21 protein-coding genes and 1 tRNA gene are annotated in these 25,601 nt (G+C 71.5%); 12 read left to right on the top strand and 10 right to left on the bottom strand.

Going from position 1 to position 25,601, the window contains the following annotated elements:
- Positions 1–300: 300 nt before the first annotated feature.
- Positions 301–1,380 (top strand): histidinol-phosphate transaminase, encoded by a 1,080-nt coding sequence (gene hisC / locus AB0K02_RS25535; RefSeq protein WP_365994845.1) that lies wholly within the window; start codon positions 301–303, stop codon positions 1,378–1,380.
- 46 nt (positions 1,381–1,426) lie between these two features.
- Here the strand turns inward: hisC and AB0K02_RS25530 are convergent, their stop codons facing one another.
- Positions 1,427–1,837, bottom strand: coding sequence for a cyclophilin-like fold protein (locus tag AB0K02_RS25530; protein WP_365994844.1), 411 nt, complete (start codon positions 1,835–1,837; stop codon positions 1,427–1,429).
- 201 nt (positions 1,838–2,038) lie between these two features.
- On the opposite strand from AB0K02_RS25530, the gene AB0K02_RS25525 reads away from it, so the two are divergent.
- The 4 genes from AB0K02_RS25525 to AB0K02_RS25510 all read left to right on the top strand — a co-directional run bounded on the left by AB0K02_RS25525 (position 2,039) and on the right by AB0K02_RS25510 (position 9,615).
- Entirely contained in the window at positions 2,039–3,544 is a 1,506-nt protein-coding gene (locus AB0K02_RS25525) for a cytochrome ubiquinol oxidase subunit I (RefSeq protein WP_365994864.1), read from the top strand.
- 21 nt (positions 3,545–3,565) lie between these two features.
- Positions 3,566–4,567 (top strand): cytochrome d ubiquinol oxidase subunit II, encoded by a 1,002-nt coding sequence (gene cydB / locus AB0K02_RS25520; protein ID WP_365994843.1) that lies wholly within the window; start codon positions 3,566–3,568, stop codon positions 4,565–4,567.
- A 15-nt stretch (positions 4,568–4,582) separates the two neighbouring features.
- Complete coding sequence (gene cydD, locus AB0K02_RS25515) at positions 4,583–8,137, top strand: thiol reductant ABC exporter subunit CydD (RefSeq protein ID WP_365994842.1); 3,555 nt, start codon at positions 4,583–4,585, stop codon at positions 8,135–8,137.
- A 314-nt stretch (positions 8,138–8,451) separates the two neighbouring features.
- Positions 8,452–9,615, top strand: coding sequence for a M23 family metallopeptidase (locus AB0K02_RS25510; protein WP_365994841.1), 1,164 nt, complete (start codon positions 8,452–8,454; stop codon positions 9,613–9,615).
- 62 nt (positions 9,616–9,677) lie between these two features.
- Here the strand turns inward: AB0K02_RS25510 and AB0K02_RS25505 are convergent, their stop codons facing one another.
- Positions 9,678–10,541 carry an HAD hydrolase family protein gene (locus AB0K02_RS25505; protein WP_365994840.1) on the bottom strand — a complete coding sequence of 288 codons (864 nt, stop codon included), beginning with the start codon at positions 10,539–10,541 and terminating at the stop codon, positions 9,678–9,680.
- A 94-nt stretch (positions 10,542–10,635) separates the two neighbouring features.
- Between AB0K02_RS25505 and AB0K02_RS25500 the strand changes: the two genes are divergently transcribed.
- Positions 10,636–11,535, top strand: a complete 900-nt coding sequence (locus tag AB0K02_RS25500; protein ID WP_365994839.1) for an LLM class flavin-dependent oxidoreductase — start codon at positions 10,636–10,638, stop codon at positions 11,533–11,535.
- 90 nt (positions 11,536–11,625) lie between these two features.
- On the opposite strand, the gene AB0K02_RS25495 is transcribed toward AB0K02_RS25500, so the two are convergent.
- A complete protein-coding gene (locus tag AB0K02_RS25495; RefSeq protein ID WP_365994838.1) occupies positions 11,626–12,198 on the bottom strand; it encodes an RNA 2'-phosphotransferase in 573 nt (190 codons plus the stop codon).
- A gap of 874 nt (positions 12,199–13,072) precedes the next feature.
- Here AB0K02_RS25495 and AB0K02_RS25490 point away from each other — a divergent pair.
- The 4 genes from AB0K02_RS25490 to AB0K02_RS25475 are packed head-to-tail and all read left to right on the top strand — an operon-like array spanning position 13,073 to position 16,582.
- Positions 13,073–14,038: an ABC transporter ATP-binding protein gene (locus AB0K02_RS25490; protein WP_365994863.1), complete on the top strand. Its 966-nt coding sequence runs from the start codon at positions 13,073–13,075 to the stop codon at positions 14,036–14,038.
- Positions 14,035–14,937, top strand: a complete 903-nt coding sequence (locus AB0K02_RS25485; RefSeq protein ID WP_365994837.1) for an ABC transporter permease — start codon at positions 14,035–14,037, stop codon at positions 14,935–14,937. The genes AB0K02_RS25490 and AB0K02_RS25485 overlap by 4 nt, the downstream gene beginning before the upstream one ends.
- The gene (locus AB0K02_RS25480; RefSeq protein WP_365994836.1) at positions 14,934–15,845 is read left to right on the top strand and encodes an ABC transporter ATP-binding protein; all 912 of its coding nucleotides are present in this window, start codon (positions 14,934–14,936) and stop codon (positions 15,843–15,845) included. The genes AB0K02_RS25485 and AB0K02_RS25480 overlap by 4 nt, the downstream gene beginning before the upstream one ends.
- 17 nt (positions 15,846–15,862) lie before the next feature.
- Complete coding sequence (locus AB0K02_RS25475; RefSeq protein WP_365994835.1) at positions 15,863–16,582, top strand: ABC transporter permease; 720 nt, start codon at positions 15,863–15,865, stop codon at positions 16,580–16,582.
- A 25-nt stretch (positions 16,583–16,607) separates the two neighbouring features.
- On the opposite strand, the gene AB0K02_RS25470 is transcribed toward AB0K02_RS25475, so the two are convergent.
- Both AB0K02_RS25470 and AB0K02_RS25465 read right to left on the bottom strand, forming a co-directional pair.
- Entirely contained in the window at positions 16,608–16,877 is a 270-nt protein-coding gene (locus tag AB0K02_RS25470) for a hypothetical protein (RefSeq protein ID WP_365994834.1), read from the bottom strand.
- On the bottom strand, positions 16,841–17,608 hold the full coding sequence (locus AB0K02_RS25465; RefSeq protein WP_365994833.1) for a hypothetical protein: 768 nt from the start codon (positions 17,606–17,608) through the stop codon (positions 16,841–16,843). Before AB0K02_RS25465 ends, AB0K02_RS25470 begins: the two co-directional genes overlap by 37 nt.
- A gap of 287 nt (positions 17,609–17,895) precedes the next feature.
- Between AB0K02_RS25465 and AB0K02_RS25460 the strand changes: the two genes are divergently transcribed.
- Both AB0K02_RS25460 and AB0K02_RS25455 read left to right on the top strand, forming a co-directional pair.
- Entirely contained in the window at positions 17,896–18,516 is a 621-nt protein-coding gene (locus AB0K02_RS25460; protein ID WP_365994832.1) for an NAD(P)-binding domain-containing protein, read from the top strand.
- 260 nt (positions 18,517–18,776) lie between these two features.
- Positions 18,777–18,863, top strand: a tRNA-Ser gene (locus AB0K02_RS25455).
- Between the two features lie 3 nt (positions 18,864–18,866).
- Here the strand turns inward: AB0K02_RS25455 and AB0K02_RS25450 are convergent.
- From AB0K02_RS25450 to AB0K02_RS25430, 5 genes are all read right to left on the bottom strand, one after another.
- Positions 18,867–19,679: an HAD family hydrolase gene (locus AB0K02_RS25450; protein WP_365994831.1), complete on the bottom strand. Its 813-nt coding sequence runs from the start codon at positions 19,677–19,679 to the stop codon at positions 18,867–18,869.
- A complete protein-coding gene (gene serS / locus AB0K02_RS25445; protein ID WP_365994830.1) occupies positions 19,676–20,953 on the bottom strand; it encodes a serine--tRNA ligase in 1,278 nt (425 codons plus the stop codon). Before serS ends, AB0K02_RS25450 begins: the two co-directional genes overlap by 4 nt.
- A 480-nt stretch (positions 20,954–21,433) precedes the next feature.
- A complete protein-coding gene (gene pheA / locus AB0K02_RS25440; RefSeq protein WP_365994829.1) occupies positions 21,434–22,375 on the bottom strand; it encodes a prephenate dehydratase in 942 nt (313 codons plus the stop codon).
- A 45-nt stretch (positions 22,376–22,420) separates the two neighbouring features.
- Positions 22,421–23,650 carry an iron uptake transporter deferrochelatase/peroxidase subunit gene (gene efeB, locus AB0K02_RS25435; RefSeq protein WP_365994828.1) on the bottom strand — a complete coding sequence of 410 codons (1,230 nt, stop codon included), beginning with the start codon at positions 23,648–23,650 and terminating at the stop codon, positions 22,421–22,423.
- Positions 23,651–23,656: 6 nt separating this feature from the next.
- Positions 23,657–25,597 carry a copper resistance protein CopC gene (locus AB0K02_RS25430; RefSeq protein ID WP_365994862.1) on the bottom strand — a complete coding sequence of 647 codons (1,941 nt, stop codon included), beginning with the start codon at positions 25,595–25,597 and terminating at the stop codon, positions 23,657–23,659.
- Positions 25,598–25,601 lie beyond the last annotated feature (4 nt).

Genomic DNA, 25,601 nt, shown 5'->3' with positions numbered 1-25,601 from the left:
GCACGTTTTTGCATGATCATTAGAGCTCAAACTCAATGAATATCAAGGCAGTTGGAGGCGGGTGGCTCAATGTGTCGGGTATCCGGCCGTATGGGCCTGTCCACAGGCCCAGGTTGCGAAGAGGTCTCAACTCACCACTACGAGGGATGCGCGCCACGGCGTGAGCCACCGGCGTGCGCCAGGGCTGCGCGCTCCCCTTTTTTCCTTGCCTGCGGCCATTCGCAGCAGCCAGGAATCCTCATAAGGTGAGGAGTATTGGTGTGAGCGGTACCGAACATGCATGATCGAGGAGGACCTGCGGTGAGCGAGACGAGCCCCAAGCTGCGCGCCGAGCTGGACGGCATCCCCACGTACAAGCCCGGCAAGCCGGCGGCGGCCGAAGGCCCGGTCGCCTTCAAGCTCTCCTCCAACGAGAACCCGTACCCGCCGCTGCCCGGCGTCATGGAGAGCGCCCTGGCCGCGGCGCGGAGCTTCAACCGCTACCCCGACATGGCCTGCACCGGTCTGGTCGGCGAGCTGGCCGAGCGGTTCGGGGTCCCCACCTCGCACCTGGCGACCGGCACCGGCTCGGTGGGCGTCGCGCAGTCGCTGCTGCAGTCCACGTCGGGCCCGGGCGACGAGGTGATCTACGCCTGGCGCTCCTTCGAGGCGTACCCGATCATCACGCAGATCAGCGGTGCGACGTCCGTGCCGGTGCCGCTGACCAAGGGTGAGGTGCACGACCTGGACGCGATGGCGGACGCGATCACCGACCGGACCCGGCTGATCTTCGTCTGCAACCCCAACAACCCGACGGGCACCGTGGTGCGCCGGGCCGAGCTGGAGCGCTTCCTGGACCGGGTGCCCTCGGACGTGCTCGTCGTGCTGGACGAGGCGTACCGCGAGTTCATCCGCGACGCGGACGTCCCGGACGGCATCGAGATCTACCGCGACCGCCCCAATGTGGCGGTGCTGCGCACCTTCTCCAAGGCCTACGGGCTCGCGGGGCTGCGGGTCGGCTTCGCGATCGCCCACGAGCCGGTGGCCGCCGCCCTGCGCAAGACGGCGGTGCCGTTCGGCGTCTCGCAGCTCGCGCAGGACGCGGCGATCGCCTCGCTGCGGGCGGAGGACGAGCTGCTGGGACGGGTCGGCTCGCTGGTGTGCGAGCGCAACCGCGTGCACGAGGCGCTGGTGAAGCAGGGCTGGACGGTCCCGGAGACGCAGGCCAACTTCGTCTGGCTGCGGCTCGGCGAGCGCACGCTCGACTTCGCGGCCGCCTGCGAGAGGGCGGGCGTCGTCGTACGGCCGTTCGCGGGCGAGGGCGTGCGCGTGACGATCGGCGAGGACGAGGCGAACGACCTGTTCCTGCACGCCGCCGAGACCTTCCGCGCGTCCCTCTAGGCCCCCTTCGGATCGGGCCCGGCAGGATCGGACGAGGGCCTGGGTCTCAGGCCCGGTCGGCAGCGACCCCTTCCACCCGGATCGGGTCGCCGTCACGGACGGACGCGAGCCGGCGCGGGTCGCCGTCGATGCGGCCGAGGACGTTGCACGGGCTCGCGAGACGGCATTCTCCCGCGAACTCGGTTCGGGGAGCTCCCCAGCCCTGGGAGATGGGTGTCGGGCCGTACGGCAGGGCCAGGGCGTCGCCGTCGGTCCAGAACGCGACCGTGCCCGGCTCGACGACCTGGCGCGCGTCCGATTCCAATGCGGGGGAGACGGGGGTCTCGAAGTAGACCTCCTCTCCCCAGGTCCGCGCCGTTGCGGAGAACGGCAGAACCCCCATGAGCGCCTTGCTCGTGGGGGATTCGTCGATCGTGGCGGTCAGCTGTCCGGTGGGCCAGGAGATGCGTATCTGCATGCTCCGGATTCAACAATATGTTGAAAATTTTGGGAAGAGGGTCCTTAGGGCACCCCCCGGTAGGCCCTACGGATTTCGTTTGAGCCATAATTGCTTGTGAATGTGAACGCGTTCACAAGCTCGCCCGTCTTGATCCCGTATGGAAGGGAATGGGTGAGCGACCACGGTGACCACGCCGAAGTAAGGAGAGACGACGTGGACCTGAACCTGGCGCTGGCGCCCGAGACCTTGGCGCGCTGGCAGTTCGGCATCACCACCGTCTACCACTTCCTCTTCGTACCCCTCACGATCTCGCTCGCCGCGCTCACGGCCGGACTGCAGACGGCCTGGGTGCGGACGGAGAAGGAGAAGTACCTCAGGGCCACCAAGTTCTGGGGCAAGCTGTTCCTGATCAACATCGCCATGGGCGTGGTGACGGGGATCGTGCAGGAGTTCCAGTTCGGTATGAACTGGTCGGACTACTCGCGCTTCGTCGGTGACGTCTTCGGTGCGCCGCTCGCCTTCGAGGCGCTGATCGCGTTCTTCTTCGAGTCGACGTTCATCGGCCTGTGGATCTTCGGATGGGACAAGCTGCCCAAGAAGATCCACCTGGCCTGCATCTGGATGGTCTCGATCGGCACGCTGCTGTCGGCGTACTTCATCCTCGCGGCCAACTCCTGGATGCAGCACCCCGTCGGCTACCGGATCAACGAGGAGAAGGGCCGCGCCGAGCTGACCGACTTCTGGGCCGTCCTGACCCAGAACACCACGCTCAACCAGGTCTTCCACAGCTTCTCGGCGGCCTTCCTGACGGGCGGCGCCTTCATGGTCGGCATCGCCGCCTTCCACCTCATGCGCAAGAAGCACATCCCGGTGATGCGGACCTCGCTCCGGCTCGGCCTGGTCACCCTGGCGGTCGGCGGCATGCTCACCGCGGTCAGCGGAGACACCCTCGGCAAGGTCATGTACGAGCAGCAGCCGATGAAGATGGCCGCCGCCGAGGCACTGTGGGACGGCGAGGAGCCGGCGCCCTTCTCCGTGTTCGCCTACGGCGACGTCGACAAGGGGCACAACAAGGTCGCCCTGGAGATTCCCGGGCTGCTGTCCTTCCTCGCCCACAGCGACTTCGACTCGTACGTGCCCGGCATCAACGACACCAACAAGGCGCTGCAGGAGAAGTTCGGCCCCGGTGACTACAAGCCCGTCGTCCCCGTTGCCTACTGGGGCTTCCGCTGGATGATCGGCTTCGGTATGGCCTCCTTCTCCCTCGGCCTGCTGGGGCTGTGGCTCACACGCAAGAAGTTCCTGATGCCTGCCGCCCTGCGGACCGGGGAGGACGAGGTGCCGCACCTGGTACTCCTGCGACAGCCGCTCGGGACAAGGCTCACCCGGCTGTACTGGCTCCTGGCGCTGTGGACGATGGCCTTCCCGCTGATCGCCAACTCCTGGGGCTGGATCTTCACCGAGATGGGCCGGCAGCCCTGGGTCGTCTACGGCGTGATGCAGACCCGGGACGCGGTCTCCCCCGGTGTGTCACAGGCGGAGATCATCACCTCGATGACCGTCTTCACCCTGCTCTACGCGGTGCTCGCCGTGATCGAGGTCAAGCTGCTCGTGAAGTACGTCAAGGCGGGACCGCCCGAGCTGACAGAGGCCGACCTCAACCCGCCCACCCGGATCGGCGGCCACGACCGTCACGCCGACCGGCCGATGGCCTTCTCGTACTGAGACCGCTGAGGAGCTTGAGGCATGGAACTCCACAACGTCTGGTTCGTACTCATAGCCGTTCTGTGGATCGGCTACTTCTTCCTGGAGGGTTTCGACTTCGGAGTCGGTGTCCTGACGAAACTGCTCGCCCGTGACCGCGCCGAGCGCCGGGTGCTGATCAACACCATCGGGCCCGTCTGGGACGGCAACGAGGTGTGGCTGCTGACCGCGGCCGGTGCGACCTTCGCGGCCTTCCCCGACTGGTACGCCACTCTCTTCTCCGGTTTCTACCTGCCGTTGCTGCTGATCCTGGTCTGCCTGATCGTGCGCGGTGTCGCCTTCGAGTACCGGCACAAGCGGGCCGAGGAGCGCTGGCAGACCAACTGGGAACACGCGATCTTCTGGACGTCGCTGCTGCCCGCCGTGCTGTGGGGCGTGGCGTTCGGCAACATCGTGCGCGGCGTGAAGATCGACGAGAACAAGGAGTACGTGGGCGGGCTGTTCGACCTGCTGAACCCGTACGCGCTGCTGGGCGGGCTCGTGACGCTCGCCCTGTTCACCTTCCACGGCGCGGTCTTCGCCGCGCTGAAGACGATGGGGGGCATCCGGGTGCGGGCCAGGGCGCTGGCGCTGAAGCTGGGGCTGGTCACGGCCGCCGCGGCGCCGGCCTTCCTGGTCTGGACGCAGGCGTCCCGCGGTGACGGCACCAGCCTGGTCGCCATGGTGCTCGCCGTCGCGGCGCTGGTCGGTGCGGTCGGAGCCATCAAGGCGGGGCGCGAGGGCTGGTCGTTCGCGCTGTCGGGAGTGACCATCGCGGCGGCCGTGGCGATGCTGTTCCTGACGCTCTTCCCGAACGTGATGCCCTCCACCCTCGACGACGCCTGGAGCCTGACGGTCACCAACGCCTCGTCGAGCCCGTACACCCTGAAGATCATGACCTGGCTGGCTGCGGTGGCCACACCGCTGGTGCTGCTCTACCAGGGCTGGACGTACTGGGTGTTCCGCAAGCGGATCGGCACGCAGCACCTCGCCGACTCCCACTAGCGAGGGATGTTTCACGTGAAACCGATCGACCCCCGTCTTCTGCGGTACGCCCGTGCCACCCGCCTCTTCCTGGGCGCGGTGGTGGTACTCGGGCTCATCGGCGCGGTGCTGGTCATCGCGCAGGCGATGCTCGTCGCCGAGGTCGTGGTCGGCGCCTTCCATCGAGGGCTGACCGTGTCGGGGCTCTCGGCGCCGCTGGTGCTGCTGGCGGCCGTCGCGGCCGGCCGAGCGCTCGTCTCCTGGCTGACCGAGCTGGCTGCCCACCGGGCGAGCGCGGCGGTCAAGTCGGAGCTGCGCGGCCGGCTGCTGGCGCGGGCGGCCGATCTGGGCCCTGGCCGGGCAGGTGATGACGGTCCGGCCCGGGGCGGCACCGGTGCACTGGTCACGCTCGCCACGCGCGGCATCGACGCCCTGGACGACTACTTCTCGCGCTACCTTCCGCAGCTGGGGCTCGCGGTGGTGGTCCCGGTCGCCGTGCTCGCCCGGATCGTGACCGAGGACTGGGTCTCCGCCGCGATCATCGTGGTGACGCTGCCCCTGATCCCGCTGTTCATGGTGCTCATCGGCTGGGCCACCCAGTCCCGGATGGACCGTCAGTGGCAGTTGCTGTCACGGCTCTCCAGGCACTTCCTGGACGTCGTCGCCGGGCTGCCGACGCTCAAGGTGTTCGGGCGGGCCAAGGCGCAGGCGGAGTCGATCCGCTCGATCACCACGCAGTACCGGCAGGCGACGGTCCGCACCCTGCGGATCGCGTTCCTGTCGTCGTTCGCCCTGGAGTTGCTGTCCACGCTGTCGGTGGCACTGGTGGCGGTCAGCATCGGCATGCGGCTCGTCCACGGGGAACTCGACCTGTACACGGGCCTGGTGATCCTCATCCTCGCGCCCGAGGCGTATCTGCCATTGCGTCAGGTCGGAGCGCAGTACCACGCGGCGGCCGAGGGTCTCGCGGCCGCCGAGGAGATTTTCGACGTGCTCGGCACGGAGCCGGCGCGCACCGGCGGCAGGCCGGTCCCGGAGGAGCTCCGGCTGGAGTTCGAGGCGGTCACCGTACGCCGTCCCGGGCGCGACGAGGCCGCTCCCTCCGCGGCCTCGCTCGTGGTCGAGCCCGGTGAGACGGTGGCCGTGGTCGGTCGGAGCGGCGTCGGCAAGTCGACGCTGCTGGACGTGCTGATGGGGTTCGTGGAACCGTCCGAGGGACGGGTGCGGATCGGCGGCACCGACCTCGCCGCCGTCGACCCCGAACTCTGGCGTCAGCAGATCGCCTGGGTGCCGCAGCGCCCGTACCTCTTCGCCGGGACGATCGCGGAGAACGTCCGGCTGGCCCGCCCGGACGCGGACGACGCGGCGGTGGCCGCCGCCCTGCGGGATGCCGGGGCGTACGACTTCGTCAGCGCTCTCCCCGCGGGTGCGGGCACGCTGCTCGGCGAGGACGGCGCGGGGCTGTCCGCCGGACAGCGGCAACGGCTCGCGCTCGCTCGGGCGTTCCTGGCCGACCGGCCGCTGGTGCTGCTCGACGAGCCGACCGCCGCGCTCGACGGCGAGACGGAGGCGGGCGTCGTCGAGGCCGTGGGCCGGCTGGCGCAGGGGCGCACGGTCCTGCTCGTGGTCCACCGCCCGGCCCTGCTGGCCGTGGCGGACCGGGTGGTCACGCTCACCAGCACCGGTGGCGATTCCGTCGCGGCGCACGCCTCCGCCGGACCGGCACCGGCGCCCGAGGTGGTCCGGCCGGACGAGGAGGCCGGCGCGGAGCCGTCCGGCGTACGCGCCCTCGTCCCGGACGCTGTGCGGTCTCCGTTGCTGAGGGTCCGTGCGGCGGCGGACGGACTGCGCGGCAGGCTCGCCCTGGCCCTTCTGCTGGGAAGCCTCGCCCTCGGATCGGCGGTCGGGCTGATGGCCGTGTCCGGATGGCTGATATCCCGGGCGTCCCAACAGCCGCCGGTGCTCTACCTGATGGTGGCGGTCACGGCCACCCGTGCCTTCGGCATCGGACGGGCCGTATTCCGGTACGCGGAGCGACTGGTCTCGCACGACGCGGTGCTCCGCATGCTCGCCGAGACACGGGTCGCGGTCTACCGGCGGCTGGAGCGGATCGCGCCCGCCGGGCTGCGCCGGACCCGGCGCGGGGATCTCCTCTCGCGGCTGGTCGCCGACGTGGACGCCCTCCAGGACTACTGGCTGCGCTGGATGCTTCCCGCGGGCGCGGCCGTCGTCGTCGGCGCGGCCTCCGTCGGGTTCACCGCCTGGCTGCTGCCCGCGGCGGGGGCCGTCCTCGCCGCCGGCCTGCTGGCCGCGGGCGTGGGCGTGCCGCTGCTGAGCGGGGCCGTCGCCCGGCGGGCGGAGCGGCAGCTGGCGCCGGCGCGCGGAGTGCTCGCCACCACGGTGGCCGACCTGCTGCGCGGAACGGCCGAACTGGCCGTGGCCGGGGCGCTGCCGCGGCGGCTCGCCGCTGCGCGGGACGCGGACCGGAACCTGACCGGCATCGCCGCGCGCGGAGCGGCCGCCACCGCACTCGGCGGCGGGCTCTCGTCGCTGATCTGCGGCCTGACCGTCGTGGGCGCCGCGTTCACCGGCGTCCAGGCGGTGCACGACGGCCGGCTCGCCGGCGTGAGCCTCGCGGTCGTCGTCCTCACACCGCTCGCCGCCTTCGAGACGGTCCTCGGACTGCCGCTCGCCGTGCAGTACCGCCGCCGGGTCGAGCGCAGCGCCGAGCGGGTGCACGAGGTGCTGGACGCGCCCGTGCCGGTGCACGAGCCCTCGCACCCGGCAGCACCGCCCGCCACCGCCTTCCCGCTGGAACTGCGCGGGATCGGCGCCCGGTACGCGGGGCAGGAGGCGGACGCGCTGAGCGGCGTCGACCTGACCCTCACGGCAGGCCGCCGGGTGGCCGTCGTCGGCGCCTCCGGGTCGGGGAAGACGACGCTCGCCCACGTGCTGCTCCGTTTTCTTGACGCCGCCTCGGGGACGTACACGCTCGGCGGCGTCCCGGCCGAGGCCCTGGAGGGCGATGCGGTACGGCGTCTCGTGGGGCTGTGCGCCCAGGACGCCCACATCTTCGACAGCACGCTGCGGGAGAACCTGCGCCTGGCACGACCGGAGGCCACGGAGGACGACCTCAGGCGGGCGCTCGGCGAGGCGCGCCTGCTGGACTGGGCCGACGCGCTGCCCGAGGGGCTCGACACGCTCGTGGGGGAACACGGAGCCCGCCTCTCGGGCGGCCAGCGCCAGCGGCTCGCCCTGGCACGGGCACTGCTCGCGGACTTCCCGGTGCTCGTCCTGGACGAGCCGGCCGAGCATCTCGACCTGGCGACCGCCGACGCACTCACCGCCGACCTGCTCGCGGCCGCCGAGAAGCGGAGCGGCGCGGGTCCGGCGACCGTACTGATCACGCATCGTCTGCGCGGTCTGGAGGCCGTCGACGAGGTCGTGGTGCTGGAGGCGGGGCGCGTCGTGCAGCGCGGCCCGTACGACGCGCTCGCCCTGGTGGAGGGGCCGTTGCGGTCGCTGCTGGAGCGGGAGCGGGCCGCCGACGCCCACGGCTCCCGGCTCTCTGCCTCCCACCTGCCTCGCTAGCCTCGGCAGCAGGGCCGTGCCCTCGCGGGGAAGCCGTCCGACGCCGCGCACCGGGGGCCTGCGGCCCCTGGTCCAACGGGCTGCGTAATCCCGCGTACCGGGCCGGGGCAGGGGGCGGATCGAGCGGCGCCGGACCGGGCGTCGGGGCGGCAGCGCGGGTACGACGGCCTTTCGGGAGGCATCGCTGCAGTACCGCGGGGCCGTTCGGCGGGCGTCTGTCGCCCGAGCGCGGTGCCTGCTGGGCCAGGTGGCCGTACGACACCGCACCGCTGCCCGACTTGGCGGCGAAGCCGGGCGACGATCGCGGAATGTGCTTGAGACACCGTGACCGGCTGATGATCGTTCCGGTGGTGCTGTGCACGCTCCTCGGTGCGCCGGCATCCGCCGCGGCGGCCGGGGAGCCGAAGCCGTCGGCCGTCGCTGCCGCGCTGCAGCCCGTCCTTGATCAGCCCGAGCCGCCCCTCCCCGACCAGCCCGCGCTGCCGGTACTCGACCGGCCCGCCCCCCTCGCCCCGAGCGCCGACCAGCCCGCGCCCCCGGTCGCCGTCGAAGTGGCACGGCTGTTCTCCGAGGCGGCCAAGGCCACCGCGGCGTACGAGCGGAGCAGGCGTGCGGCGGACGTGCAGCGCGTCGTGGCGGAGAATCTCCAGTCCCGACTGGCGGAGCGGAAGGCGGAGCTCGCGGCCATCCACGACTCGATCGGCGGCGTCGCGCGCGAGCAGTACCGCACGGGCGGTTCCCTCGCCCACGCCGCACGGCTGCTGCTCGCAGACAACCCCGACGCGTTGCTGCGCGGCTACAGTGTCGCGGCGAAGACGGAGCGGGCGGTGAACCTGCTGCTGGAGCGGGCCAGTCTGGCCGAGCGGCGGCTCGGGCGTGCCGAGCAGAAGGCGCAGGCCGCCTGGCGGAACCTCGCCACGCGCCAGGCGCAGCTCGCGGTGGTCAAGCGGGGTATCGAGGCGAAACTGGAGACCGCGCAGTGGCAGCTGCAGGGTGAGGCAGACGCCAGCGTGGCGGCGGGCGCCTGCGCGGGCGCCGTCCGCCTCGAGCAGCCCGAGCTGCCTGAAGGGGGACCCGAGTGGGTCGCACCCGTGGAGGACTACAGCCTGTCCGCCGGGTTCGACAGCGTCGGCGAGCGCTGGGCACGGCGGCACACCGGGCAGGACTTCGCCGTCGGCATCGGCGCGCCGGTGCGCTCGATCGGGGCGGGCCGGGTGGTCTCGGTGTCCTGCGGCGGCGGCTTCGGCATCGAGGTCGTCGTCGAGCACCCGGGCGGCTACTACTCGCAGTACGCGCACCTGGCCGCGGTGACCGTGGACCAGGGCGAGCGGGTGCGCACCGGCCAGTGGATCGGCCAGGCCGGTACCTCGGGCAACTCGACGGGTCCGCACCTGCACTTCGAGGTGCGGCTCACGCCCTACCTGGGGTCGGGGGTCGAACCGCTGGCCTGGCTGCGGGAGCACGGCGTCCCCGTGTAGCGGGCCGGCGAACGGCAGCCAAGCCCCCGGCGGACGTCAGACCGGCCGGGGGCGGCGCCGGGTCAGCCCCGCGCCCGGGCATGCCGGGTGAGGATCTGCTCGATCACGACGGCGACGCCGTCGTCGTTGTTGGCGACGGTCCGCCCGGACGCGGCGGCGACGACGTCCGGATGGGCGTTGCCCATCGCGAACGAGGTGCCTGCCCAGGTCAGCATCTCCACGTCGTTCGGCATGTCCCCGAAGGCCACGACCTCGTCGGCCGAGATCCCGCGCTCCGCGCAGCACAGGGCGAGCGTGCTGGCCTTGCTCACGCCCAGGCCGCTGATCTCCAGCAGCGCGGTGGGGCTGGAACGGGTGACGGAGGCGAGATTCCCGGTGGCCGCGCGGGCCAGCGCGAGGAACCCGTCGGGGGTCAGCTCGGAGTGGTGGGCCAGCAGCTTGAGCACGGGGGCGCCCTCGCCGGGCCGCGGTTCGTGGAGCAGCTTCTCGGCCGTGGCGACGGTCGCGCCCGGGTCGAGGTGGAAGGGCGGGTAGTCGGGCTCGTAGTGGATGCCGGTGGCCAGTTCGACGGCGAACGAGGTGCCGGGAGCCGCGGCCCGCAGGGCGGTCACCACGTCGAGCGCGTTCGCCCTCGGCAGGTCACGGACCTTGAGCAGCTGCCCGCCGGAGTGCAGATCCACGACGGCCGCGCCGTTCGCGCAGATCGCGAGGCCGTGGCCGTGGACGTGGTCGCTCACGACGTCCATCCAGCGGGCCGGGCGGCCGGTGACGAAGAAGACCTCGATCCCGGCCTCCTCGGCGGCGGCGAGCGCGGCGATCGTCCGGTCCGAGAGGGACTTGTCGTCGCGCAGCAGTGTGCCGTCGAGGTCGGTGGCGATCAGCCGGGGCGTCGCGGGCAGGTGGCGGGGATCGGTAGCTGAGGTCACCGTCACATTCTCCCGTACCGGGTGCACGGCCGTGCGGGAGGGCGCACATCTGAGGGGGGCGGCTTTCCCGTGCGCCGCCCCGTACGCTCGACGCATGCGTTTGAGCACCGTGATCCTTCCCGTACGACCCTGGCACGACGGCGGCCGCGACCAGTGGCTGCGTGCCGAGCAGCTCGGCTTCCACGCCGCGTACACCTACGACCACCTGTCGTGGCGGACCTTCCGGGACGGGCCCTGGTACGGCGCCGTGCCGACGTTGACCGCCGCGGCGGCCGCGACCGCACGGATGCGGCTGGGCACGCTGGTGACCTCTCCCAATTTCCGGCACCCGGTGACCCTCGCCAAGGAGCTGATCTCCCTGGACGACGTCTCCGGCGGGCGGATCACGCTCGGTATCGGCTCGGGCGGTGTCGGCTTCGACGCCACGGCGCTCGGACAGGAGGCGTGGACGCCGCGGGAGCGGGCCGACCGGTTCGCCGAGTTCGTGCAGCTGCTCGACAGGCTGCTGACCGAGGAGGCCGTCACCCACGAGGGGACCTTCTACTCGGCTGTCGAGGCACGCAACATCCCCGGCTGTGTCCAGCGCCCGCGGCTGCCGTTCGCCGTCGCCGCCACCGGGCCGCGGGGGCTGAGGCTCGCCGCCGCGTACGGGCAGGCGTGGGTGACGACCGGCGACCCGAAGCTGTTCGAGACGGGGACGCCCGAGCAGTCGGTCGAGGCCATCCGCGGGCAGATGGACGGGCTGTCGAAGGCATGCGCCGAGGCCGGCCGGGACGAAGCCGAGCTGGAGAAGATCCTGCTGACCGGGTTCACCCCCGACCGGGGGCGGCCGCTGGAATCGCTGGACGCGTTCGTCGACTTCGCGGGCCGGCACGCCGCCCTCGGTTTCGACGAGATCGTCATCCACGCGCCCATCCCCGACTCGGTCTTCGCCGCCGACCAGGCCGTCTTCGAGCAGATCGCGACGGAGGCCCTGGGACAGCTCGGCCGCTGACCGGTGCGGCGTCACACGCCGCGTACACGCGACCGGTCGCGCCGCCGGCGGCTCAGGGCGGTTTCGAGGAGAGCGGGGCGAGCGGGGGTGCTAGGCACCTGGGAAGCGGATGAACTCCGGGGGCACCGAGGCCGTCAGCCACACGCCGTTGGCGCTGACCCGGAAGACATGGCCCGCCCGGTGCAGCGCGCCCGCGTGGACGGCCAGCACCACGGGCCGCCCCCGGCGGGCGCCGACGCGGGTGGCGGTCCCCCGGTCGGGCGAGAGGTGGACGTCGTGTCGGCTCATCGCGCGCAGTCCCTCGGCGCGGATCGCGTCCAGGCTGCGCGCGACGGTGCCGTGGTACAGGTACTCGGGCGGTTCGGCCGCAGGGAGCCCGAGATCGACGTCCACCGTGTGGCCCTGGTTGGCGCGGATACGGGCTCCGTCGACGGTGAAGCGCCTCTTGTCGTTGACGGCCACGACATGGTCGAGCTCGGCGCGGGTGAAGGGGAAGCCGTGCTCCGCTGCCGCGCGCATCAGCTCGTCGATCGGTACCCAGCCGTTCGCGTCGAGGGTGATGCCGATCCGCTCCGGCTGGTGCCTCAGATGCTTCGAGAGGTACTTCGACACCTTGACGGTGCGCCGGTCGTCCGGGGAGGCGCCGACGGGTCTTGCGTTCATACCTCCAGCGTGCCTCCACGATGTCGGCCACGCCACTGGAAAAATTTCCGCCCAGATGTTTGGTCCACAACCAACTTCACTTATCCACAGGAGAATTGGCGAACTTGTGGACAACGCTCAGGAGATTTGCGCCATTTGGTCAAATCCTCTTCGGCCGATGGACGTTGTGGTGGACGAGTCCAACTCCCCTCGTGCATACCCGTGTTCGGACGTCACTGCGATGCACAGCGGCGGCAGGCGCCTTGCCAACAAGCTGCCGCTCCGCATCCCTTGTGCGCGGAGAAGCACCACCGACAGTGCTCTGAGCGGCATGATCCAGGACGCCGCCCAACGTGTACGCCGGATCGTGAAGCCCCTGTCTCGCGGGGCGAGTTGCGGCGTGACCATTTGTTGAGCCAGCCCGGCGAGGACGCCGGACGACACGCCGGTTTGGCGTAGGCAGGCTTCCGACGACCGAAGTGCCGGACGGAGGCGTGTGCGGAGGTGAACTCCGGGGAGCGTGCCGCAATGTGCCCGACCTGGCCCCTGAAACTCCGTGTGGCACCTGGAGATTGCGACCTGGAACACCAGCGGAACACAACTCCCCTGTCATGTCTGGATTTTGCGGGTTCCGCACCAGGAACTCGTCCTCCTCGCACCGGAATCCGTTCCAGTGCGCCGAGCACCCCGTCCAGGCCGCACCCCGCGTCCCACGCACCCGGCACCGCCTCGACCGATGCCGGCGTGCGACGCGGTCGACGAGATCCGCGCTCCGCCGCAGCCGCCTCCTCAGGTCGCATCGCCCCTACGGGTCCGTACCTCTCGAGTCGGACGCAGACCGGGCCGCGAGGCTGACGTCAGGTGTGGCGGACGCCACTACCGTCGAAGTGTGACTGTGATCGCGACCGAAAGCCTGAGCAAGCGGTTCCCGAGGGTGACCGCGCTTGACCGGCTCTCGTTGGACATCGGCCCCGGTGTGACCGGCCTGGTGGGCGCCAACGGAGCCGGCAAGTCCACGTTGATCAAGATCCTGCTGGGTCTGTCCCCCGCCACCGAGGGCCGTGCCGCCGTGCTCGGACTCGACGTGGCCACGAGCGGAGCGCAGATCCGCGAGCGCGTCGGCTACATGCCCGAACACGACTGCCTGCCGCCCGACGTCTCGGCCACCGAGTTCGTCGTCCACATGGCGCGCATGTCGGGACTGCCGCCGACGGCCGCCCGCGAGCGCACCGCCGACACGCTGCGCCACGTCGGCCTGTACGAGGAGCGCTACCGCCCCATCGGCGGCTACTCGACCGGCATGAAGCAGCGCGTGAAGCTGGCGCAGGCCCTCGTCCACGACCCGCAGCTCGTCCTCCTCGACGAGCCGACGAACGGGCTCGACCCGGTCGGCCGCGACGAGATGCTCGGCCTGATTCGCCGCGTCCACACCGACTTCGGCATCTCAGTCCTGGTCACGTCCCACCTCCTCGGCGAACTGGAGCGCACCTGCGACCACGTCGTCGTCATCGACGGCGGCACGCTGCTGCGCTCCAGCTCCACGAAGGACTTCACCCAGACCACGACCACGCTCGCGGTCGAGGTCACCGACTCCGAGACGCATCCCGACGGCACCGCCGCGCTGCGGGCCGCGCTCGCCGCGGCCGGAGTGACGCTGCACGAGCGGACGGAGGAGGGCCTGCCCGGCGCCGGCCACATCCTGCTGCTCGAGGCCGCCGGCGAGGAGACGTACGACATCGTCCGGGACACCGTCGCCGACCTCGGCCTCGGCCTCGTCCGGATGGAACAGCGCCGTCACCACATCGCGGAGGTCTTCCGCCCGGAGACGGCCGACCGGCCCATGGAGGTGCAGGCCCGGTGAGCACGCAGACCCCCGGAGCCCCGGAGACCACGCGGATCCACAACATCGGGTACCGCACCTACGACGGTCCCCGCCTCGGCCGCGCCTACGCGCGCCGCTCGCTCTACTCGCAGTCGCTGCGCGGCGCGTACGGCCTCGGCCGCTCGGCCAAGTCCAAGGTCCTGCCGATGATCCTGCTCGGCATCATGTGCCTCGTGGCGGCGATCATGGTGGCCGTCGCGATCTCGGTGCCGACGATGTCGGACCTGCCGGTGGAGTACACCCGCTTCGCGATCATCATGCAGGCGCTGATCGCCCTGTTCCTGGCGGCACAGGCACCCCAGTCCGTCTCCCGCGACCTGCGGTTCAAGTCGGTCCCGCTGTATTTCTCGCGTCCCATCGAGCGCGTCGACTACGTGGTCGCCAAGTTCGCGGCGATGGCCTCCGCGCTCTTCGTCCTCACGGCAACGCCGCTGGTCATCCTCTATCTGGGCGCGCTGCTGGCGAAGTTCGACTTCGCCGACCAGACGAAGGGCTTCGCGCAGGGCATGGTCTCCGTGGCTCTCCTCTCCGTCCTCTTCGGCGGCATCGGCCTCGTGCTCGCCGCCTTCACCCCGCGGCGCGGCTTCGGCGTCGCCGCCGTGATCGCCACGTTCACCATCACCTACGGCGCCGTGTCCACGGTCCAGGCCATCGCCTGGGAGACAGGCTCGGCCGGTGCCGTCCCGTGGCTCGGCGTGTTCTCGCCGGTCACGCTCATCGACGGGGTGCAGACCGCGTTCCTCGGCGCCACGTCCGCCTTCCCGGGCGGCGAAGGCCCGGGAGCCGGTGCCGGCGTCGTCTACCTCCTCGTCGTCCTCGCGCTCGTCGCCGGCTCGTACGCCGTGCTGATGCGCCGCTACCGGAAGGTCGGCCTGTGACAACGGTCAACATCGAGCACGCGTCGCGCTGGTTCGGCAACGTGGTGGCCGTCAACGACGTCACCATGGCGATCGGCCCCGGCGTCACCGGTCTCCTCGGCCCCAACGGCGCAGGGAAGTCCACCCTCATCAACATGATGGGCGGCTTCCTCGCCCCCTCCACCGGCACCGTCACCCTCGACGGCCGGCCGATCTGGCGCAACGAGTCGGTCTACCGGCAGATCGGCGTCGTCCCCGAGCGGGAGGCGATGTACGACTTCCTCACGGGCCGCGAGTTCGTCGTCGCCAACGCCGAACTGCACGGCCTGGGCGACCGCGAGGCGGCACGGGCGCTCGCCACGGTCGAGATGGAGTACGCCCAGGACCGCAAGATCGCGACGTACAGCAAGGGCATGCGCCAGCGCGTGAAGATGGCCTCCGCGCTGGTCCACGACCCGTCCGTGCTGCTGCTGGACGAGCCCTTCAACGGCATGGACCCGCGCCAGCGCATGCAGCTCATGGACCTGCTGCGCCGCATGGGCGCGGACGGCCGGACCGTGCTGTTCTCCTCGCACATCCTGGAGGAGGTCGAGCAACTGGCCTCCCACATCGAGGTGATCGTCGCCGGGCGGCACGCGGCCAGCGGTGACTTCCGCCGGATCCGCCGCCTGATGACCGACCGCCCGCACCGCTACCTGGTCCGCTCCAGCGACGACCGGGCGCTCGCCGCCGCCCTGATCGCCGACCCGTCCACAGCCGGCATCGAGGTCGACCTCGGCGAGGGGGCGCTGCGCATCCAGGCCGTCGACTTCGGCCGCTTCACCGAGCTGCTGCCGAGGGTCGCGCGGGAGCACGGCATCCGGCTGCTCACGGTCTCGCCGTCCGACGAGTCCCTCGAATCGGTCTTCTCCTACCTCGTAGCGGCCTGAAAGGAGCTGTGACGTCCATGTACAACCCCACAGTCGCCCGGCTCACCTATCGGGCCCTGCTCGGCAGGCGGCGCGCCGCCATCCTGTTCGTGCTGCCCGCTCTGCTGCTGCTGATCGCCGCCGCCGTGCGAACGTTCAACGGCGCGGACGACCAGGTCGCGGCCGACGTCCTGAGCGGGTTCGCCCTCGCCACGATGGTGCCGCTGATCGGTGTGATCGCGGGAACGGGCGCGATCGGCCCCGAGATCGACGACGGCTCGATCGTCTACCTGCTGGCCAAGCCGGTGAAACGGCCGACGATCATCTTCACCAAGCTGATCGTGGCGATCGCCGTGACCATGGCCTTCTCGGCCGTCCCCACGTTCGTCGCGGGCTTCATCCTCAACGGCAACGGGCAGCAGATCGCGATCGCCTGCACGGTCGCGGCCCTGGTCGCCTCCATCGCGTACAGCGCCCTCTTCCTGCTGCTGGGCACGGTCAGCCGGCACGCGGTGGTCATCGGGCTCGTCTATGCCCTGGTGTGGGAGACGCTGTTCGGCAGCCTGGTCCCCGGGGCGCGGACGCTCAGCGTCCAGCAGTGGTCCCTGTCGCTGGCCGAGAAGATCGGCGGCGAGGGAATGATCGGCTCGGACGTCGGCCTGCCCGCCGCGGTGGCGCTGCTCGCGGGGGTGACCGTGGCGGCGACCTGGTACGCGGGCCAGAAGCTGCGGGTGCTCAAGCTCGCCGGCGAGGAGTGACGGGCGCGGCCCGGCCACGCAGGCGTCACACGGTGCGGTCGCGGGCGGCGAGGACGCCCGCGACGGTCGCGACCGCACACACCCCGAGCATCAGCGTCGCCGGCGGCAGGGACCAGGTGCCCGTCGCCTGATGGACGGCGCCCGCCGCCAACGGTCCGGTGGCCGCGAGATGTCCCACCGCCTGTGCCATCCCCGACAGCCGGGCCGCCGCCGTCGCGGCCTCGTCCGTACGCAGAACGATGAACGTCAGGGCGAGGCTCAGAGCGCCGCCTTGGCCGCCGCCGAGAACGGCCACCCACAGCCAGGCCCCGTCCGCCGGGGGGCCATCAGCCCGGCGAAACCCGCGGCCACGGTGGCGGTCGCGAGAACGATCAGCGGGCGCTGGCTCCGCGTCCTCCCGGCGAGCGGGGGCAGCGCGAAGGCGCCGGCGACCTGGATCAGGTTGTTGACGCGAACACCAGACCGTGCTGTGGAGGCGGCCATGCCGTGGTCGGTGAGAACGGTCGGCATCCAGGCGATCAGCACGTACGACCACAGGGACTGCAGGCCCATGAACAGGGTGACCTGCCAGGCGAGCGCCGACAGCGCCCACGACGCGAGCGACGCCTGCCACCCGCCGCCCAGCAACCGCTCCAGCGGTACGGACCAGGCCGCGGCCGGCGTCGCCCCCGCGATCACGGCCCCGGTGCAGACCGAGGTCATCGAGGCGGCGCGATCCGGGAAGTCCCACTTGATCAGCCCGGGCATCAGCACGTTGAGCAGAGCGATCGCGGTGCCGACCAGCACGCCGCCGCCGTACAGGGCGACGACCGACGGCAGCACGCGGACCGCGATGCCCGGGGCGAGGAGCAACAGGGCGGCGAACAGCACCCGTTCCGTGCCGAAGCGGCGGCCCGGCCAAGGTGAGACAAGCGCGCCGACCCCGAGGAAGACCACGGGGACCGAGGTGATCAGGCTGCTCGCGGCCGACGAGAGGCCGAACGACGCACCGATCTCGCCGACGAGCGGCGAGACGCTCGCGAACACCGCCCGCATGTTGAGCGAGGCCGGCACGATGCCGGTCAGGAGTACGAGGGGACGCGCGACCAGGGCCCGCCGCGTGCTGTGCCCCCGGGGCGGGACGGCACGTCGGCCTCGGTGGCGGGAAGCAGGAGGGGGCCTGCGGGGCTGTGTCCGGGCGCGGCAAAGCGACCGCCTTTCGGGAACGGTGGAGGTGGGGGGCCTCGTTCCCCCGACCTAGGGCGGGAGCCCAGTCGCCTTCTGGTTCCCCCGGCCGATACGGGCGCACCGCCCTCCCGCCTAGCGTCACCCCCATGACGAACCTCGCGATCATCGGCACAGGAAACGTCGCCAGAACACTCGCGGCCGGGGCCGTGCGCGCCGGGCACGACGTGGTGCTCGGCTCCCGCGACCCTCAGAACAGGAAGGACCTGGACCACCCCGTGGTCACCGTCGCCGAGGCGGCCGCACACGGGGACATCGTCGTCAACGCCACGCCGGGGACCTCCGAGAGCGTCGAACTGCTCGCCTCGGTGCGGCCGCAGCTGGCCGGCAAGGTGCTGCTCGACGTCACCGTCGCCCTGACGCCCGCCATGGAGCTGGTGCACCACAACGAGAGCGTGGGCGAGATCCTCCAGCGGGCGCTGCCGGACACGGCGGTCGTCAAGACGCTGTCCACCATGGACGCCTCGGTCATGATCCGTCCCGACCTGCTGACCCCGCCCGGCACGGTCTTCCTGTCCGGGGACGACGCCGGTGCAAAGGAGCGCGTCGGCGACCTGCTGGAGGACTTCGGCTGGCCGGCCGCGTCCCGGCTCGACCTCGGCGGCATCGCCACGGCCCGGGGCCAGGAGCACTTCGCGCTGCTGTTCGTGGGGGTGGCCACCGCGCTCGGTGCGCACGTCTTCAACGTCGAGGTCCTGCGGGCCCGCTGACGCGAAAACCAGTGGCGCCGAACGCCCTTGCCGGGCAGAGTGGTTGAAGCCGGTACCGCACACGCGTGCGAGTGCCGGTGCCACCGACCGGGAGAGGAGTGCGGCGATGACCGAGAGTTCGAGTCGAAGTCCGTTGTGCTCCCGTCGGGGCGGCACCGGGCAGGCCGCGGAGTAGTCATCACCCTCCGCACGGCCGCCCGGAGCGGCTGCCCAGGGGGCGGCCGCTTCGAGCGCGCATCCGCGCGGGCCGCCCCCCTCCCGGAGGATTGGCCGAGTGGTAAGGCAGCGGCTTGCTAAGCCGTGGTCAGGGCTCCGACCCTGCGCGCGTTCGATCCGCGCATCCTCCGCCGTCAGCCCCGGAGCAGGTGCTCCAGCACCACCGCGATGCCGTCGTTCTCGTTGGACGCCGTGATCTCGTGGGCCACCGCCTTGAGTTCGTCGTGCGCGTTCGCCATCGCCACGCCGTGCGCCGCCCAGCCGAACATCGGGATGTCGTTCGGCATGTCGCCGAAGGCGATCGTGTCCGCGCCCCGCACGCCCAGCCGGCGCGCGGCCAGCGACAGGCCCGTGGCCTTGCTCAGGCCCAGCGGGAGGATCTCCACGATCCCGGCGCCCGCCATGACCACGTCCACGAGACTGCCGACCGTCGCCCTGGCCACCGCGGCCAGTTCGTCGTCGTCCAGCGTCGGATGCTGGATGTAGACCTTGTTCAGCGGAGCGGCCCACAGGTCGGCCGGCTCCTTCATCGGCACGTACGGCAGCGGGCCTTCCTGCACGCGGTAGCCCTCGCCGATCAGCACGTCGCCGTCGAGCCCGTCCCGGCTCGCCGCCAGCAGCAGCGGGCCGACCTCCGCCTCGATCTTGGAGAGGGCGAGCCCGGCCAGCTGCCGGTCCAGGGTGACCGACGTCAGCAGCCGGTGTTCGCCCGCGTGGTAGACCTGCGCCCCCTGCCCGCACACCGCCAGGCCGTCGTAACCGAGGTCGTCCAGGATGTGCCGCGTCCACGGCACCGCGCGCCCGGTGACGACGATGTGCGCGGCGCCCGCCGCGGTGGCCGCGGCGAGCGCGTCACGCGTGCGCTCCGAGACGGTCTCGTCGCCGCGCAGAAGCGTGCCGTCCAGGTCCGTCGCGACGAGCTTGTACGGGAAGGGGGCGGAACTCACTTGGAGACCGGCTCCAGCACCTCACGGCCGCCGAGGTAGGGACGCAGCACCTCGGGGACGCGCACCGAACCGTCGGCCAGCTGGTGGTTCTCCAGGATCGCCACGATGGTGCGCGGCACGGCGCACAGCGTGCCGTTCAGCGTCGCCAGCGGCTGCACCTTCTTGCCGTCGCGCATGCGGACGGACAGGCGGCGCGCCTGGAACTCGTCGCAGTTCGACGCGGAGGTCAGCTCGCGGTACTTGCCCTGGGTCGGGATCCACGCCTCGCAGTCGTACTTGCGCGAGGCGGAGGCGCCGAGGTCACCGGTGGCGACATCGATCACCTGGAACGGCAGCTCCAGGCCGGTCAGCCACTGCTTCTCCCACTCCAGCAGCCGCTTGTGCTCGGCCTCGGCGTCCTCCGGAGCGACGTACGAGAACATCTCGACCTTGTCGAACTGGTGGACCCGGAAGATGCCGCGGGTGTCCTTGCCGTACGTGCCGGCCTCGCGGCGGAAGCAGGGAGAGAAGCCCGCGTACCGCAGCGGCAGCTTGTCGCCGTCGATGATCTCGTCCATGTGGTACGCGGCGAGCGGGACCTCGGAGGTGCCGACCAGGTAGTAGTCGTCCTTCTCCAGGTGGTACACGTTCTCCGCGGCCTGGCCGAGGAAGCCGGTGCCCTCCATGGCGCGCGGGCGGACCAGCGCGGGGGTGAGCATCGGGATGAAGCCCGCCTCGGTCGCCTGGGCGATCGCGGCGTTGACGAGGGCGAGCTCCAGGAGGGCGCCGACGCCGGTCAGGTAGTAGAAGCGCGAGCCGGAGACCTTGGCGCCGCGCTCGACGTCGATGGCGCCGAGCGCCTCGCCGAGCTCCAGGTGGTCCTTGGGCTCGAAGCCCTCGGCGGCGAAGTCGCGGATCGTGCCGTGCGTCTCCAGGACGACGAAGTCCTCCTCGCCGCCGACCGGAACGTCCGGGTGGACGATGTTGCCGAGCTTGAGCAGGAGCTGCCTGGTCTCCTCGTCGGCGTCGTTCTGGGCGGCCTCGGCGGCCTTGACGTCGGTCTTGAGCTGCTCGGCCTTCTTCAGGAGCTCGGCGCGCTCCTCGGGAGAGGCCTTGGAGACGAGCTTGCCGAGCGACTTCTGCTCGGAACGCAGCTCGTCGAAGCGGAGGCCCGAGGACCTTCGCCGCTCATCGGCGGAGAGAAGCGCGTCGACGAGGTCGACATCCTCTCCACGGGCGCGCTGGGAGGCGCGAACACGGTCGGGGTCCTCACGGAGCAGGCGAAGGTCAATCACCCCACCAGGCTACCGGTGCCGACTCGGGCCACCCCACCCGATATTGCCTTGCGTGTCACTTTGACCGAATTGCCGGAATCAATAAAGGCGGGGGCAATTCCCCGATCCGGGCCGCCATTCTCCAGGACCTGTCCGGATCGTGGACCGCTTGTCCACAGGTGTTCGGCGGGGAGCGGAGTTATCCACAGGGTGTCCGAGCGGTCTGTGGACTATGGAATTGATCATTCCGAAAGGTCTGTGCGTGCCCCGGGATTCCCTGATCAAATCGCCCCCACGCACTCATTCGGGTGGGAATTCCTCGCTCTGAAGAGTTGATCAATGGAATGAGGGTGACAGGGGCCGACCCGGCGCTCTGTGGAAGGAAGGGGGAGACCTGGGCCGATTTGTCGACGATGTGGCGATGTGTTGTCGACTTGTCCCCAGGTCGAGAAGCGCGCCTGTGGATAAGTTCTGTGGACAACGAAAATCTGCCCTTACGACTCAGTCCTGTGCGCGGCCGTCCTGGCAGCGCGCCAGCCAGTCGGACGCCGCGGTGAACTCGGCGTCCGACGTCCCCGGGCGCAGCGGACGCACCCGCTCGGGCGCCACCCCCGCCCTCGGGTACGAGCCGAGGAACCGGACCTCCTGGCAGATCCGCTTCAGGCCCATCAGCGCCTCGCCCACCCGGCGGTCGGAGACATGGCCCTCGGCGTCGATGGCGAAGCAGTAGTTCCCGATGCCCGCCCCGGTCGGACGCGACTGGAGCAGCATCAGGTTGACCCCGCGTACGGCGAACTCCTGGAGCAGCTCCATCAGCGCACCCGGATGGTCCTCGCGCTGCCAGATCACCACCGACGTCTTGTCCGCGCCCGTCGGGGCCGCCGGCCTGGCCGGCCGGCCCACCAGCACGAACCGCGTCTCGGCGTTCTCGGCGTCGTGGATCTCGGTGACCAGCGCCTCCAGCCCGTACGTCGCCGCGGCGAACGCGCCCGCGAAGGCGGCGTCGAACCGTCCCTCCTGGACGAGCCGCGCGCCGTCCGCGTTGGACGCGGCCGATTCCCACAGCGCGTCCGGCAGATGCGCGCGCAGCCAGTTGCGCACCTGGGGCTGGGCCACCGGGTGGCCGGTCACCGTCTTGATCTCGGAAAGACTGGTGCCCGGGCGCACGAGCAGGGCGAAGGCGATGGGCAGGACGACCTCGCGGTAGATCATCAGCGGCTCGCCCGACGCCAGTTCGTCGAGGGTGGCCGTGACGCCGCCCTCCACGGAGTTCTCGATCGGCACGAGCGCCGCCGCGGCCTCACCCGCCCGTACGGCGTCGAGTGCGGCAGGCACCGAGACCATCGGGACCAGCTCCCGGGTCGCGGCTTCCGGCAGGGTACGCAGGGCGGCCTCCGTGAAGGTGCCCTCGGGACCGAGATACGTGTAGCGCGTGGCCGACATACGGTCACCCTAATGCGCCGCGGACCGCCCGTACGCCGCCTCGGCTCAGCCCTCCAGCAGTCGCTGCCCCACGTACTCGCCCTTCGCCGGCCCGCCCGGCACCGCGAACAGTCCGCTCGCCTCGTGCCGGATGAACGGGGACAGCGCGTCACCGCGGTCGAGCTTGCGCTGCACCGGCACGAAGCCGCGCAGCGGATCGGCCTGCCAGCAGACGAAGAGCAGCCCCGCGTCGGGGGTCCCGTCGGCGTCGATCCCGTCGTGGAAGGAGAAGGGCCGCCGCAGCATCGCGGCACCGCCGTTCTGCTCGGGCGCGGAGATGCGCGCGTGCGCGTTGCCGGGGATCACGAGCCTTCCGTCGGGCCCGGTCTCGTCGAGGGCGAGTTCCGTCGTCTCCGTACCGCCCGTCAGCGGGGCGCCGTCGGACTTGCGGCGGCCGATGACCTGCTCCTGCTTGCTCAGCGACAGCTTGTCCCAGTCGTCGAGCAGCATCCGGATACGGCGCACGACGGCGTAGGAACCGCCTGCCATCCAGGCGTGCTCGGTCGCCTGCGGCACGAAGACCCGCTGCCGGAAGTCCGGTTCGGACGGCTTGGGGTTGCCGGTGCCGTCGACCTGGCCCATCAGGTTGCGGGCGGTCATCGGCTTCGCGGTCGCGCCCGGGGCGCGGTTGAAGCCGTTCATCTGCCAACGCACCCGCGCGGCCCCGCCCGCCGACTTCTGGATCGCGCGCAGCGCGTGGAAGGCGACGAGCGCGTCGTCCGCGCCGATCTGCACCCACAGATCGCCGTCGGAGCGCTTCGGGTCGAGGCGGTCCGAGGAGAAGGCCGGCAACGGGTCCAGTTGCACGGGGCGTTCCGCGATCAGGGACGTACGGTCGAAGAAGGTGCGGCCGAACCCGAAGGTGACGGTCAGCGACGACGGCCCGGCGTCGAGCGCGACGCCGGTGTCACCGTCTCCCGCGGGCCGCCCCGCCATGAGCTCCGCCGCCAGGGCCGACCAGCGCCTCATCAGCGAGGCCGCCTCCTTGCGCCCGGCACCGGGCACGAGGTCGAAGGCGACCAGATGCCCGTGGGCCTGCTGCGGGTCGGTGATCCCCGCCTGGTGCGTGCCGTGGAAGGCGACGCCGGTGGCGCCGACCGAGGTCAGCGGCGTCGGGGCGTCCGACGAGGCGGCGTACGCGGCGGCGCCGCCCGCGGCGCCGAGCACGAGCCCGGTCGCGCCCGCGGCGCCGGCGGCGCTGAGCAGCCGCCGCCTGGAGATGTCGTTGTCGTTCACGGGGGTTCAGCCGATCCTGATGTTCTTGTCGACGGTGGTCTGGTCGATGTCGGAGGTGCGCACGGTCACCTTGACCCGCCAGTCGCCGGGCATGGGGATCTGGACCGCACGCGCGCTCCAGTGTCCCGCCGTCACCCGGTCCGGCGTGATGGGCAGCGGGCCGATCTCCTTGGCCTCCAGGGTGAACGAGACCTTCAGCTCGGGGGCGTCCAGCGGTGTGCCGTCCTGCGTCTCGGTCCACACGTGCATCTCGTTCCCGCCGGGCTGCGCGGGGGCGAGGCTGAGCCGTACCGTGCCCTTGCCCTGTGCGCCGCCCGTGTCGAAGGGCAGCTCGAACTCCGCGGGCCCGGTGGCCGCGGGAGCGGCCGACCGCTCGCCGCCGCGCGCGGCCTCCTCCTCCGTACGCCCCGGCTCGGTCGAGGTGAGCACGGTCGTCACGGCCAGCAGGACGACCGCGACCGCGGTCTCGGCCAGCACGGTACGGCGCAGTCCGGAGCGCTCGGCGTCGGCGTCCCTGGTGCGCCTGCGTTCGGCGGTGGCGATCGCGGCCTTCTGCCGCGCGAGTTGAGCGGCGCGGACGGGGTCGGCCGGCTCGGCGCCGGCGTCCTCGGGGGGTTCGACCTCCGGGGTCGTCGCGTCCTCGGCGGGTTCGTCGTCCGCGGTCGTCGCGTCCTCGGCGGGCCCGGACGCAGCGACCTCGGACAGGCGCGCGGTCCAGCGCCGCGAGATACACGCGACGGCGACCAGCACCACCACGAGGCCGATCTTGAGCAGGAGCAGCTGTCCGTACCGCGTCCCGGTGAGCGCCGACCACGTGCCGACCTGCCGCCACGACTGGTAGAGCCCGGTCGCCGCCAGCACCGCGACGCTGACGAGCGCGGCCGTGGAGAACCGCCGTACGGCCTCGCGCTCCACGGACGGCGCGCGGTACAGCGCGGTCAGCAGGGTGGCCAGACCGCCGAGCCAGACCGCGACGGCCAGCAGGTGCAGGACGTCCACGGGCATCGCGATCCCCGGCTGGATGCCGGTGGACGCGTGCTCCGACAGCGCCCAGGTCGCGGCGATCCCGGCCGCGACGACTGAGCCCCCCAGGGCGAGCCCGATGGTGAGGTCCTTGCGTTCCTCCTCGTCCTCGCGCCGGGCATACGCGCCGAAGAGCACCGCGACGAACAGCGCGGCCGCTCCGAGCAGCAGCAGCCGGGAGACGAGCGCGGCGCCGGTCTTCGTCTCGAGGACGTCCCCGAGCCCGCCGAGGTCGAGCGCGTCCGCGAGCTCGCCCGAGCCGGTGTACGGCGAACGCAGCAGCAGCATCGCCAGCGTGGCCCCGGTCAGCGTCACCCACCCGTGGGCGACGAGACGCTGCACGGGCCGCACCGACGCACCGCGCCGCCAGCACAGGAGCACGAAGGCCGCGCCGCCCGTGAGCAGGACGAAGCCCGCGTAGGCGGCGTAGCGCGCGATCCCGTACAGCACGCCGACGACTCCGCCGCCGGCCTGCTGGTCGGGCAGCGCGACGGTGGTCTTCGACGGCGCGCCGATGGAGAAGGTGAAGGCGCCGGAGACCGGGTGGCTGTCGGCGGAGACCGCCTGCCAGGCCACGGTGTACGTGCCGTTCGGAAGACCCGCGTGAAGGGCGACGCCGTACTTGACGGTGCCGCCGGAGCCGAGGTCGCGGATCTCGGCCGTGTCGGCGCGCTTGCCGCTCGGTTCGAGCACGCGGATCGAGTCGTCGCCCATGGCGATCTGCTCGGAGAAGGTGAGCGTGACCTCCTTGGGCGCGGTGGGCACCACCGCCCCGTCCTTCGGGTCGCTCGTGATCAGCGCGGCGTGCGCCGACGCGGGGCCCGCACCGGCCAGCAGAGCGCCGACGAGCGTGCCGGCGAGGACGACCGCGGCGAGCAGTCGTCGCAGCGGGGACGGGCCGAAGCGCGGGGCGGTGGCTGTCATCATG

Origin of the sequence: Streptomyces sp. NPDC049597, assembly GCF_040675505.1 — a bacterium.
GTDB lineage: Bacteria > Actinomycetota > Actinomycetes > Streptomycetales > Streptomycetaceae > Streptomyces.
The sequence above is the reverse complement of the archived record's forward strand: the minus strand, read 5'-3'. Positions and strand labels throughout refer to the sequence as shown.

Excerpts from the sequence above, each read along its gene's own strand:
- AB0K02_RS25530 (WP_365994844.1), bottom strand. The coding sequence starts at position 1,837 with ATGCAGATACGCATCTCCTGGCCCACCGGACAGCTGACCGCCACGATC.
- cydB (WP_365994843.1), top strand. The coding sequence starts at position 3,566 with ATGGAACTCCACAACGTCTGGTTCGTACTCATAGCCGTTCTGTGGATC.
- AB0K02_RS25500 (WP_365994839.1), top strand. The coding sequence starts at position 10,636 with ATGCGTTTGAGCACCGTGATCCTTCCCGTACGACCCTGGCACGACGGC.
- AB0K02_RS25495 (WP_365994838.1), bottom strand. The coding sequence starts at position 12,198 with ATGAACGCAAGACCCGTCGGCGCCTCCCCGGACGACCGGCGCACCGTC.
- AB0K02_RS25475 (WP_365994835.1), top strand. The coding sequence starts at position 15,863 with ATGTACAACCCCACAGTCGCCCGGCTCACCTATCGGGCCCTGCTCGGC.
- AB0K02_RS25460 (WP_365994832.1), top strand. The coding sequence starts at position 17,896 with ATGACGAACCTCGCGATCATCGGCACAGGAAACGTCGCCAGAACACTC.
- pheA (WP_365994829.1), bottom strand. The coding sequence starts at position 22,375 with ATGTCGGCCACGCGCTACACGTATCTCGGTCCCGAGGGCACCTTCACG.
- AB0K02_RS25430 (WP_365994862.1), bottom strand. The coding sequence starts at position 25,597 with ATGACAGCCACCGCCCCGCGCTTCGGCCCGTCCCCGCTGCGACGACTG.